Below are 11,876 nucleotides of genomic sequence, written 5' to 3' on the forward strand. Positions count from 1 at the left end.
CTTGTGTCAGACCGCGGCCTTGTCGGCACCGGACTTTGCGGTACCGGCAGGCTTGTCACTGTTCGGCGTGGAGTTGGCGGCATGGCGCACTTCGGCGGGCACCACCGAGTTGGTGGAGTCGTCCCAATCGGCGTTGACGTTGCTGGGGTCGACCTTCTGCTGCTGGGCGCGCCACCACATGTACCCGGACAGGGCGACCAGCACCAGGAAGATCAGCCCGTCACCGGCGAGCGCCGAGGACGTCAGCGATGCAATGCCGTGGGACAGCCAGAAGGCCAGCGCGCCAACGATGCCCGCGGCGGGCAGCGTGACCAGCCAGGCCACGGCCATGCGGCCGGCGACCGCCCATCGCACCTCGGCGCCGGGCTTGCCCACGCCGCTGCCAAGGATGGACCCGGTCGCCACGTGGGTGGTCGACAGGGCCATGCCGGCGGCGCTCGAGCTCAGGATGATCGCGGCAGACGACGCCTCGGCCGCCAGGCCCTGTGGGGATTCGATCTCCACCAGGCCCTTGCCCAGGGTGCGGATCACCCGCCAGCCACCGATGTAGGTTCCCAGGCCGATGGCCAGCGCGCACGAGGCGATGATCCAGAACGGGAGACCGTCGTTCTTCACGTCCCCACTGAGGTGGCCGGTGGTGATCAGGGCCAGCGCGATGACGCCCATGGTCTTCTGCGCATCGTTGGTTCCGTGTGAGAGCGCGACGAGCGAAGCGGTGGCGATCTGTCCCCAGCGGAAGCCCGCTTCGCGACGTTTCTGCGCGACATTGCGGGTGATCCGGTAGACGAGCCAGGTGCCGCAGCCCGCCACCAGGCAGGCGATCACGGGGGCGGCTACCGCCGGGATGAGTACCTTCTGGCTGACGCCGGCCCAGTTCACGCCGGCCAGGCCGATGGCGGCCAGGCCGGCGCCCATCAGCCCACCGAACAGTGCATGCGACGAGCTCGAGGGGATGCCGAACAGCCAGGTCAGCAGGTTCCACAGGATGCCGCCGATCAGGCCGGCGAAGATGATCGTCAGCCCGGTCGAGGCGTCGATCGTCGGGATCAAGGCTCCGGTCTTGGAGTCCTGAATCTTCAGCACCGAGCTCGTGACGGTGATCGCGACCTCGACCGACAGGAATGCACCGACCAGGTTCAGCACCCCGGCGAGCAGCACCGCTGTCTTCGGCTTGAGAGCGCGGGTGGCGATCGAGGTGGCCATGGCGTTACCGGTGTCATGAAAGCCGTTGGTGAAGTCAAAAGCCAGTGCTGTTGCTATCAATAGCACCAGGACGATCAGCTCAGCGCTCATGGCCGTAATTCTGTCGGACCGCAGGCGATTTTGACCAGCCGGAAACACCGTGCTGAGCTGGGAATTCGGATACGCTACGAATGAGTTCACCCAGTGTTCACCTAGGCAACCCGCACTGTTTGCCGGGGCCATTTGCCGTTCCCGGCACAGCCGATAAATTCACTGCATGCCAGAGTCGGCCGGCAGCACTACGATCAATGCCGTCTCCGGTTCCTGTCCCGCCGAATTGGGGACGGCAGCCTCGGGGTGCACCATCAGGAGTAGGCGCAGTGAACGAATTTCTCGCGAAGATCGCGGCCTGGCTGAACGCCGGGTACCCCGACGGGGTGCCCGGACCAGATCGGGTGCCGCTGTTGGCACTACTGACCCGACGACTGACCAACGACGAAGTCAAAGCCGTCGCACGGGATCTCATCAATCGTGGTGACTTCGATCACATCGACATCGGTGTGCTGATCACCCAGATCACCGACGAGCTGCCCCGCGTCGAAGATGTCGAGCGGGTACGGGAACGACTGGCCGTCAAGGGCTGGCCGTTGGACGATCCGCGCGATACCGAGGACTCCGTCGACACCGACCGCAGCAACGGTGGCGAGCCGAAAGACCCAGGGGGCCCGGCATAGCCGTCCTGCGCCCCATCGCCGTCGGATCCGCGACGGACGCGTTGCTGGCGGCCCTCGGCGACATCCTGACCGGACGCGGGTCGGCGATTCTGCCGGTTCCCGCCGACGACGAACGTCAAAGATCTTTACTGACAACCACTTTGCGCGCCGGCGAGGAAATCGACGACGACGTTGCCGTGGTGATCTCGACCTCGGGCACCACCGGCAAACCGAAAGGCGCGTTGCTGACCGCGGCAGCGCTGCGATCCAGCGCCGAGTCCACCCACGCCCGGTTGGGCGGCGAAGGTCGCTGGCTGCTCGCCCTGCCCGCCTATCACATTGCCGGTCTGCAGGTCCTGGTGCGCAGCGCGTTGGCCGGCACCACGCCCGTCGCCGTCCCGGCTTCCTTCGACCCGAGCCAGTTGCCCTCTGCGGTAGCCGCTTTGGGTAGCGGGCGGCGCTACGCCTCACTGGTGGCGGTGCAGCTGGACAAGTCATTGCAGGACCCGGCCGCTGCGGAGGCGCTGGCCGAACTCGATGCCGTGCTGATCGGCGGTGGGCCGATGCCCGCCGGCGTGGCCGAACGTGCGCAGGCGGCGGGAGTGAACGTGGTGCGCACCTACGGGATGAGCGAGACGGCGGGGGGCTGCGTGTACGACGGCGTGGCACTCGACGGCGTGAAGGTGCGCGTGCACGATTCCCGCATCCTGCTCGGCGGCGCCACGGTGGCGAAGGGATATCGCGACCCGATCACACCCGATCCGTTCGCCGAGGCCGGCTGGTTCCGCACCGATGACCTTGGCGTCATGGATGATTCGGGTGTCCTACGCGTTCTGGGCCGGGTCGACGACGCGGTCAGCACCGGCGGTTTGACGGTGCTGCCACAACTGGTCGAATCGGCACTGGCCGGCCATCCGGCGATCGCCGAGTGTGCGGTGTTCGGGGTCCCCGACGAACGCCTCGGCCAGCGGGTGGTGGCCGCGCTGGTGCTGGCCCCGGGTTCGGCAGCCCCCGACGTGGCCGACCTCCGGGCACAGGTGTCACAGACGCTGGATGCCACCGCGGCACCGCGCGCGGTGTACATCGTCGACGAGTTGCCCCGTCGCGGCATCGGCAAGGTGGACCGCCGGGCGCTCATGTCGCGATTCGGTGACCGATAAACCGTTCGCCATCGCAGGCATGATGGGTACATGCGCCGAGAAGTGACCTCCGTCGATGACCTTCGCGCCATCGTCGGCCACCCCACCGCGGCCGTCGCCAACAAGGTGACCGCCCGACTGTCGGAAGCCCAGCAGGACTGGCTGAAACAGTCACCGCTGGGCTTCGTGGCGACCACCGACACACACGGCCGCGTCGACGTCTCCCCCAAAGGCGACCCGCCTGGTTTCGTCCACATCATCGACGACACCACGATCGCGATCCCGGAACGCCCCGGCAATCGTCGCGCCGACGGCTACCTCAACATTCTGCAGCGCTCACAGGTCGGCACGGTGTTCGTGATCCCTGGCCGCGGCGACACCCTGCGGATCAACGGCACCGCCCGGATCCTTTCGGATGCCGACTACTTCGAGGACATGGCGGTGAACGGCAAACGTCCGATCCTGGCTTTGGAAATCGCTATCGAAGAGGTGTTCTTCCACTGCCCCAAGGCTTTCCTGCGCTCTGCGGCGTGGAAGCCCGAGACCTGGAACCCGACCGCGGTGCCCACGGTGGCGCAGATGGCCAAGGCGTTCAAACCCGATCAGACCCAACAGGAACTCGACGCGTACTACAGCGAGGACAACCTACGCACGATGCTCTACTGAGACGCCTCAACCGGTTTCACCAGGATCGCCCGGGTGTAGAGCAGCTGGAAACCCCGGCGCTGGACGTTGCGCTGGGACTTGGAGCCGGGCGCCGTTGTCACCACAGCAATCTCGCAGCCGGCGTCGGCGGCCTCGGCCAGCCGCGCCGCCAGCAACGCGGCCTGCACGCCACGGCGCCGAAAGGCCGGTGCTGTCGCCGCTCCGGCCAACTGGGCGATCCCGTCGGTCAGCCGCATCATCGCGCCGCCGGCGACGACTCCGTCGCACAGCGCGACATACGCGGTGGCCCCGGCTTTTTCGATGTCCCGTTCGGCCCGCTCGATGATGTCGGCAGGGAAATGCTCATGGCTGACCGGGCCCTCACCGTCGGGGTGGGCGAAGCCCTCCACCACGACGTTCACCCATGCGGTGAGATTGTCGGCCCGGCGCACCCGCACATCGGTCACCGGCGGGCGCTCGTCGTGAATCGGCCTGCCCAGCACATTCTCGAATTCGTCAAGGCGATAACCGCGGCCGGACAGCAACGCGGTGATCTCGGGATCGGCCAGGCTGGACAGCTCCACCCGGGTGGCGGCGCCCCGGGCCGCGAACGCACGCTCGATCTCACCCAGCACCGCTTCATCGGGCAACCCGTCGAAGCCGAGGCCGACCACCTTGTTCATCGGAGATGCAGCCTCGGCGAAACACGCGTACCCACCGGCGACGGGCAGGACCAGCCCGTCGGCGCCACGGTGCCCGGCAGCGCGCGTCGCCGCTACGATCAGGTCCGCCTCGGCCTTCTCGATTTGCCGGGCCAATTCGACACCGCAGAACAATGGGTACGAGCCCGGATCTGAGTCACCGTTGACAGCCACGTAGACATTGTGCCCGGGCAGGCGTTGCTCACCGAGGCGGCCCGGCAGGCGCCCAGGTTTGCATCGCGCGCTCGAGCGCTTCTGAGTCGAGCGCCTGCACCGGGATCGGCGCCTGGTCATCATGGCGCCGCATGCCGTCCAGAAGGATGGCCACATATCGGCGCCAGAGGCCGGCGTCGACATTGCCCGCGAATTCGCTTACGGTGCCGGCCAAGAGCCCGAAGAGTGGCATGTCCGTCGACGACAGTTCCGGGCGCAGGTAACCGTCGGCCTGTGCCCGCCCGACGAGTTTGGTCAACACCGGGACGAGCCGGTCCTGGCAGGCCTTGACCCGCTCGCAGCCATAGGCCTTGCTGAATGCGATTTCCCGCAGACCTCGGTCAGTCGCCGTGATCTCACACATACTCTCGACGTACCACGCAAACCCCAGCCACGAATCTTGGTGTTGCAGCGCAGTTTCGGCCAGTGCGGTGAGCTGCTCCATACCGTCGACGAAGATGGCCGCAACCAGCTCCTCCTTGGTGGCGAACCGCCGGTAGACGGTGCCCACCCCGACGTTGGCGTGATGTGCCACGTCGTTGAGCGTTGCCTCGAGACCCTTCTCGGCGAACAACTCCCGCGCGGCATCGAGCACCCGCTGCCGATTGCGCTCTGCATCCTTGCGCAGCACGCGGGGAGTTTCCTGGGTCATATCTCTCAGCTTAAGTGATCGAAGTCATAAGTGGATTGAAACTATCCACTTATTCGGCTAACTTTACGCCTGAATTGCGTGGGCTGCCCCATACCCCTGTCGTAGCGAGCGCATCGAACGTCGGGAGGCCCCAATTGATTGCAGTCCAGGATCGGCAGCAGGTCACCACCCTCCCCTCGCCGCCGCAATGCTGAAAGTCATCCGCCGATCGTGGCTCCCTGTGCTGATCGTCATCGCCATGGGAGCCGGCGTGCTGATCGTGATGAACGTCCGCAAGGTCTTCGGCTCACATCCGGTCATCATCACCGAGACCACATCGGACAACGCCGAGGACTTCAACCCCAAGGTCGTGACGTACGAGATCTTCGGTACCGGCGGCACTGCCGTCATCAACTACATGGACCTCGAAGGCAGACCCCAGCGCACCGGAACCGTGCCTCTGCCATGGACTGTGACGCTGCAGACCACGTTGCCGTCGGTGCAGCCCAACATCCTGGCGCAAGGCGACGGGGACAGCATCAGTTGCCGAGTCACCGTCGATGACGAGGTCAAAGAAGAGAGAACGGCTACTGGAGTGAACGCACAAACCTTTTGCTTTGTGAAGGCAGCATGAGCAGCACCACGGACGAAACCCAGACCGACGACACCCCGACCGACGCCATCGCCACCGGGCGCCACGCGGCACCTCCACGCCCACTGATCCCGCGCCTCATTCGAGCGTTCGCCCTGCCGATCATCCTGGCGTGGATCGTGATCGTCGCACTGCTCAACACCGTCGTCCCTCAGCTCGAGGTCGTCGGAAAGATGCGCGCGGTGTCGATGAGTCCCAACGACGCACCGTCGATGATCGCCATCAAAGAGGTCGGCAAGAAGTTCCAGGAGTACGACACCAGCAGCTCGGTGATGGTCGTACTCGAAGGCGACAAGCCGCTGGGCCTCGAAGCGCACATGTTCTACGACGAGATGGTGCGTGAGCTGCGCGCCGACACCACCCACGTGCAGCATGTGCAGGACTTCTGGGGCGACACCCTGACCGCCAAGGGCGCCCAGAGCCGCGACGGCAAGGCCGCCTACGTGCAGGTCTACATCGCCGGCGACCAGGGCGAGACGCTCGCCAACGAATCGGTCCAGGCCGTGCGGCGCATCGCCACCGAAACCCCCGCACCCGACGGCGTGAAGGCGTATGTCACCGGGTCCGCAGCATCGAGCACCGACCAGAACATCGTCGGCGACGAGAGCATGAAGCTCATCGAGTTCGTCACCTTCGGCGTCATCGCGGTGATGCTGCTCGGCGTGTACCGGTCGATCATCACCACGCTGATCGTGCTGGGAATGGTCGTACTCGAATTGTCCGGCGCCCGTGGACTTGTCGCGCTACTGGGCTATCACAATTTCTTCGGCCTCACGACGTTCGCCTCCAACATGCTGGTGACCTTGGCCATCGCCGCGGCCACCGACTACGCGATCTTCCTGATCGGCCGATATCACGAAGCGCGAAGAGCCGGTGAGGACAAAGAAGCAGCCTACTACGACATGTTCCACGGCACGGCGCACGTCGTCCTCGCGTCGGGCCTGACTATCGCCGGCGCGACACTGTGCCTGCACTTCACCCGCCTGCCGTACTTCCAGACCATGGGCATCCCACTGGCGGTCGGCATGGTGATCGTGGTCGCCATGGCACTGACCCTGGGGCCGGCAGTCATCTCGGTGTTCGGCCGATTCGGCAAGATCCTCGAGCCCAAGCGGCATTCGAAGTCCCGCGGATGGCACCGGGTCGGCACCGCCACGGTCCGCTGGCCGGGTGCAATCCTGGTGTGCGCCATCGTGGCAGCGTTGGTCGGCCTGCTCGCCCTGCCGGGCTATCACACCACCTACAACGACCGCATCTTCCTGCCCAAGGACGTGGGGACGAACGTCGGGTACGACGCCGCCTTCCGGCACTTCTCGCAGGCGAAGATGAACCCGGACCTGATGATGATCGAGTCCGACCGCGATCTGCGGAACCCGGCTGACTTCCTGGTCATCGACAAGATCGCCAAGGCACTCAAGAGTGTCCACGGCATCGCCCAGGTGCAGACCATCACCCGCCCCGACGGCGAGCCGATCAAGCACTCGACGATCCCGTACGCGCTGGGCCAGAGCGGCACGACCCAGTTGATGAACAACGACTACGCGCAGGCCAACCTGAAGAATCTGCTCGACCAGGCCGACGACCTGCAGACCAGCATCGATGCCATGACCGACATGATGAGCATCCAGACGGATCTGGCCGCGGTGTCGCAGAGCATGGCCGACAAGATGAAGACGACGTCGGGCGATATGAACGAGGTCCGGGATCACCTGGCCGACTTCGACGACCAGTTCCGGCCGCTCCGCAACTACCTCTACTGGGAACCGCACTGCTTCGACATCCCGATGTGCTGGGCCGTGCGGTCGGTCTTCGATTCACTCGACGGCATCAACCGGTTGTCCGACGACTTCCAGGACCTGGTCCCCGATATGCAGCGCATGGCCGACCTGATGCCGAAGATGGTCGCCACGATGCCGCGGCAGATCCAATCGATGAAGCATCAGAAAGAGCTGCTGCTCAACCAGTACCAGGTGCAGAAGGCCCAGCAAGATCAGACGATGGCGATGCAGAACACCGCCACCGCCATGAGCGAAGCGTTCGATACGGCCAAGAACGACGATTCGTTCTACCTGCCGCCGGAGGCGTTCGAGACCGCTGACTTCCAGCGGGGCCTCAAGCTGTTCATGTCGCCCGACGGGCACGCGGTGCGGCTCACCATCATTCACCAGGGTGATCCGCTGACTCCCGAAGGCACCGCACGCATCGAACCGCTCAAGATCGCAGCGGCCGACGCGATCAAGGGCACACCGCTCGAGGGAGCCAAGATCTACCTCGGCGGCAGCTCGGCGACGTACCACGACATGCAACTGGGGGCCGACTACGACCTGATCATCGTCGCCGCGGCCGCACTGATCCTGATCTTCATCATCATGCTGCTGCTCACCCGTGCCGTGGTGGCCTCCGCGGTGATCGTCGGCACGGTGGTGCTGAGTCTTGCCTCGGCATTCGGACTGTCGGTACTGCTCTGGCAGCACATCGTGGGAATCCCGCTGCACTGGATGGTGATGCCGATGTCGGTCATCGTCCTGCTGGCCGTCGGCGCGGACTACAACCTCCTACTCGTCGCACGAATAAAGGAAGAGATCCACGCCGGGCTGAAGACCGGAATCATCCGGGCGATGGTCGGCACCGGAGCCGTCGTGACGTCGGCAGGCTTGGTCTTCGCCTTCACCATGGCCTCGATGGCGGTCAGCAGTTTGATCGTTATCGGTCAGGTCGGCACGACGATCGGCCTAGGCTTGCTGTTCGACACACTCGTAGTTCGGTCGCTGATGACACCGTCGATCGCTACGCTGCTGGGACGTTGGTTCTGGTGGCCGCAGCACGTCCGTCAGCGTCCGGTGCCGCAACCGTGGCCGAAGCCCATTCAACGAAATCCAGAGGAGGCCTTGACCTGATGAAACGCCTGATCATTGCCCTGTCGATCTGCGCCGCAGCCGGTCTGGCCGTCTCGGCACCGGCCTATGCCGATCCGGACACCGATTTCGCCAATGAGCTGCACACCTTCGGCATCTACGGGCAGCGGGACTACAACGCCTGGATCGCCAAGATCATGTGCAAGCGGCTCCACAACGGCGTCGACCACACCGCCCAGGACTCGGTCGGCTTCGTGAAGAAGCAACTGGCCAAGGACAGCACCGACGCCCAGGCCTGGCAATTCACCGGCACCGCCATCAACTACTACTGCCCCGATCAGCGCTCCGTCTACGAGCAGGCCGCGCACTAACCGACTTTGGGAGCACCATGTCCAACCGCACGAGCGTCAAAAACCTGATCCGCACCGGCGTCGCCGCCTGCGCGGTCGCCGGCAGCCTGGCCACCGCCGGCATCGCCTCGGCCGATGCCACCGACGACTACCCGATCCCCAACCGGATCCTGCGCACCCCGTGTACCGCCGAACAGATCATGGCCGCCGCCCGCGACGTCGAACCCGTCTACTACGAGCGCTACATGATCGACTACAACAACAAGCCCGTCGCCGACCAGCTGGGCGCCCAGGACCGCATCCACTGGTTCTTCTCCATGGACTACGCCGGCCGCCGCCAATACTCCGAGAACACGGCCACCAACGCCTTCTTCGAGAACATGGCCTGGCGCTGGCCGAACTGGGCCAAACTGTTCTTCAACAACAAGGGCGTCGCCGCCAACACCACCGACGTCTGCCAGAACTACCCACCCAACGACATGTCGGTCTGGAACTGGCACTGACGCGCGCGACTCGCTCCCGGCTCAGTCCGGGAGTGAGTTGCTCAACCGCTCGGTGGCGGCCAGATAGTCCTCGATGAACTCGCGCACCACCTCGCGGGCCGGCTTGATCTTGTTCATCAAACCGACGCCCTGCCCGACGAAGTAGGTGGCCAGTGCCTGTGCGCCCGGATGCCCTTGGGCGGCAAGCACATCGACCCGGCGGATGATCGGCTCGGCCAGCATGTTCTGCAGCGGTAGCGGAAGGGTCTGGTGGCCGCCGGTATTCGGCTGCCAGGCGTCGGTCCACTCCGACTTGAGCTGGCGGGCCGGCTTGCCCGTCCGCCCGGTGGAGCGCACGGTGTCCCGCGAGGTCGCCTCCAGCATCTTCTGCACAGTGTGCGGCGCGGTCTCGGCTTCCTCGGTCGTCAGCCATACCGACCCGGTCCAGGCGCCCGCGGCGCCCATCGCAACGGTCGCGGCCATCTGCCGTCCGGTGACGATGCCGCCGGCGGCCAGCACCGGAATGTCGCTACCGGCAGAGTCCAGCGCTTCAATTACTTCGGGGATCAGCACCAGCGTCGACACCTCACCACAGTGCCCACCGGCCTCGGTGCCCTGCGCGACGATCAGGTCCACCCCGGCCTGCACCTGCTTGAGGGCATGCTCGCGGGCACCCACGAGGGCGGCGACCGGAACCCCACGTTCGCGGCCGGCCTCGATCATGTAGTCCGGCGGTACGCCCAGCGCGTTGGCGATCAGCTTGATCGGATGGCTCATCGCCACGTCCAGTAATTCGCGACCGGTGTCGCCGGACAGCGAGGATCCGCCAAAACGCTGCTTCTCCTCGGGCTCGATGCCGTGATCGGCCAGCAGTCGCGCAACGAACTCGCGGTACTCGGCGGGGATGCGGTCGGTGAGTTGGCCGCGCGACAGTTTCTCGCCCTTGCCCTCGAACTTCGCCGGCACGATGATGTCGGCGCCGTAGGGCTTGCCGCCCACCTGCTCGTCGATCCAGGACAGCTCCTGGTCCAACTGCTCGGGGGTGTAGGCGGTGGCGCCCAGCACACCGAAGCCCCCGGCGTTGGTCACCGCCGCCACCACGTCACGGCAGTGACTGAAGGCGAAGAGCGGAAAGTCGATACCGAACTGCTCACAGATGGCGGGTTTCACCCCGTCAGTATTGGCACCCCGACTTGACGGGTGTCAAGAGGGGCCCTCTCAGCGCGCGGTCACGGCAGTTCGAACGGCAGCGTCACCCCGTCGTGGGCGAGACAGTGCGTGCAGGCGCGCTCGACGTCGACAGTCTCCAGAGCCTCGTGCACGAGCTTCTTGAACGGCACCAGGTTACGTTCGAACTCGGCGAAGACGTCCACCGTCGTCACCCCCGAGCCCGTCTCGATCCCGGCGTCCAGGTCCGTGACCAAAGCGATTGCCGCATAACACATCTCGAGCTCACGGGCCAGCACCGCCTCTGGGTAACCGGTCATGTTCACCAGGGTGAAACCCTGATCGGCGAACCACCGGCTCTCCGCGCGGGTGGAGAACCGCGGACCCTGGATCACCACCATGGTCCCGCCGTCGACCACACCGGGAAGCCCCGTCGCGGCAGACCGCAATGCCGGGCAGTACGGATCGGCGAAACCGACATGGATACCGCCGGAATCGAAGTACGTGTCGGCCCGGCCGCGGGTGCGGTCCACCAGCTGATCGGGCACCACGATCGAACCCGGGCCCAGTTCCGCGGTCAGGCTGCCCACCGCACACGGAGCCAAGATCCGTCGCACGCCCAGCGTGCGCAACGCCCACATATTGGCCCGATACGGAACCGTGTGCGGCGAGTACTCGTGATTCACCCCGTGCCGGGGCAGGAACGCCACCTCATGCTCACCCACCATGCCGACCGTGATCGGCGCGCTCGGCGCCCCATAGGGAGTGTCCACGGTGACGGCGCGGGCCTGCGGCCCGAAGAACGAATAGAACCCGCTACCGCCGATGACGCCGAGCATGCAGCGCTATTCGCCCTTGTCCTGATCGGGGGTCACGACGTCGGCCGCTACGTCCTCGGCCTCCGGCGCCCCGAATTCATCGTCGAAGTCGTCGAAATCCTCATTGGCCTTGCGGGCGCCGTCGGCGATCTCGAAGACATCGGTGGCCAGGCCGCCGATGACCGTCGCGACGTCCTTGACGGCCGTGGTGATGATCGAGGTGACCTGCCCGACCGTCGAGGCCACGGCCTCGACGGATTCCTGCAGCACGTCCTTGCCGATCTCGGTCTTGCTGAGCTGCTCCTTCATGACGCTCAGTGTAGGAGTC

The 11,876-nt window shown here is 65.5% G+C and carries 13 protein-coding genes; 7 read left to right on the forward strand and 6 right to left on the reverse strand.

Annotation, left to right across the window (positions count from 1 at the left end; translation table 11 throughout):
- Window positions 1-6: 6 nt before the first annotated feature.
- The gene (locus JOF57_RS20760) at window positions 7-1,293 is read right to left on the reverse strand and encodes an inorganic phosphate transporter (protein WP_209919534.1); all 1,287 of its coding nucleotides are present in this window, start codon (window positions 1,291-1,293) and stop codon (window positions 7-9) included.
- Between the two features lie 269 nt (window positions 1,294-1,562).
- On the opposite strand from JOF57_RS20760, the gene JOF57_RS20765 reads away from it, so the two are divergent.
- Genes JOF57_RS20765 through JOF57_RS20775 form a run of 3 tightly spaced genes read left to right on the forward strand, consistent with a single transcriptional unit; the run spans window position 1,563 to window position 3,700 of the window.
- Complete coding sequence (locus tag JOF57_RS20765) at window positions 1,563-1,916, forward strand: DUF3349 domain-containing protein (RefSeq protein ID WP_209919536.1); 354 nt, start codon at window positions 1,563-1,565, stop codon at window positions 1,914-1,916.
- Window positions 1,917-1,957: 41 nt separating this feature from the next.
- Complete coding sequence (menE, locus tag JOF57_RS20770; protein ID WP_209919538.1) at window positions 1,958-3,055, forward strand: o-succinylbenzoate--CoA ligase; 1,098 nt, start codon at window positions 1,958-1,960, stop codon at window positions 3,053-3,055.
- Window positions 3,056-3,085: 30 nt separating this feature from the next.
- Window positions 3,086-3,700 (forward strand): pyridoxamine 5'-phosphate oxidase family protein, encoded by a 615-nt coding sequence (locus JOF57_RS20775; RefSeq protein ID WP_209919540.1) that lies wholly within the window; start codon window positions 3,086-3,088, stop codon window positions 3,698-3,700.
- Here JOF57_RS20775 and JOF57_RS20780 read toward each other — a convergent pair.
- Window positions 3,694-4,554, reverse strand: coding sequence for a GNAT family N-acetyltransferase (locus JOF57_RS20780; protein WP_307870061.1), 861 nt, complete (start codon window positions 4,552-4,554; stop codon window positions 3,694-3,696). The genes JOF57_RS20775 and JOF57_RS20780 overlap by 7 nt on opposite strands.
- A 28-nt stretch (window positions 4,555-4,582) precedes the next feature.
- Complete coding sequence (locus JOF57_RS20785; protein ID WP_209919543.1) at window positions 4,583-5,245, reverse strand: TetR/AcrR family transcriptional regulator; 663 nt, start codon at window positions 5,243-5,245, stop codon at window positions 4,583-4,585.
- Window positions 5,246-5,432: 187 nt separating this feature from the next.
- On the opposite strand from JOF57_RS20785, the gene JOF57_RS20790 reads away from it, so the two are divergent.
- Genes JOF57_RS20790 through JOF57_RS20805 form a run of 4 tightly spaced genes read left to right on the forward strand, consistent with a single transcriptional unit; the run spans window position 5,433 to window position 9,584 of the window.
- Complete coding sequence (locus tag JOF57_RS20790; RefSeq protein WP_209919545.1) at window positions 5,433-5,858, forward strand: MmpS family transport accessory protein; 426 nt, start codon at window positions 5,433-5,435, stop codon at window positions 5,856-5,858.
- Complete coding sequence (locus tag JOF57_RS20795; protein WP_209919547.1) at window positions 5,855-8,773, forward strand: MMPL/RND family transporter; 2,919 nt, start codon at window positions 5,855-5,857, stop codon at window positions 8,771-8,773. Before JOF57_RS20790 ends, JOF57_RS20795 begins: the two co-directional genes overlap by 4 nt.
- Window positions 8,773-9,102: a DUF732 domain-containing protein gene (locus tag JOF57_RS20800; RefSeq protein ID WP_209919550.1), complete on the forward strand. Its 330-nt coding sequence runs from the start codon at window positions 8,773-8,775 to the stop codon at window positions 9,100-9,102. The genes JOF57_RS20795 and JOF57_RS20800 overlap by 1 nt, the downstream gene beginning before the upstream one ends.
- 17 nt (window positions 9,103-9,119) lie before the next feature.
- Window positions 9,120-9,584, forward strand: a complete 465-nt coding sequence (locus JOF57_RS20805; RefSeq protein ID WP_209919553.1) for a DUF5078 domain-containing protein — start codon at window positions 9,120-9,122, stop codon at window positions 9,582-9,584.
- 21 nt (window positions 9,585-9,605) lie between these two features.
- On the opposite strand, the gene JOF57_RS20810 is transcribed toward JOF57_RS20805, so the two are convergent.
- The 3 genes from JOF57_RS20810 to JOF57_RS20820 are packed head-to-tail and all read right to left on the reverse strand — an operon-like array spanning window position 9,606 to window position 11,857.
- Window positions 9,606-10,733, reverse strand: a complete 1,128-nt coding sequence (locus JOF57_RS20810) for an NAD(P)H-dependent flavin oxidoreductase (RefSeq protein WP_209919554.1) — start codon at window positions 10,731-10,733, stop codon at window positions 9,606-9,608.
- 59 nt (window positions 10,734-10,792) lie between these two features.
- Entirely contained in the window at window positions 10,793-11,569 is a 777-nt protein-coding gene (locus tag JOF57_RS20815; RefSeq protein WP_209919556.1) for an S-methyl-5'-thioadenosine phosphorylase, read from the reverse strand.
- Between the two features lie 6 nt (window positions 11,570-11,575).
- Window positions 11,576-11,857 (reverse strand): hypothetical protein, encoded by a 282-nt coding sequence (locus JOF57_RS20820; protein ID WP_209919558.1) that lies wholly within the window; start codon window positions 11,855-11,857, stop codon window positions 11,576-11,578.
- Window positions 11,858-11,876 lie beyond the last annotated feature (19 nt).

Source organism: Mycolicibacterium lutetiense, assembly GCF_017876775.1.
Lineage (GTDB): Bacteria > Actinomycetota > Actinomycetes > Mycobacteriales > Mycobacteriaceae > Mycobacterium > Mycobacterium lutetiense.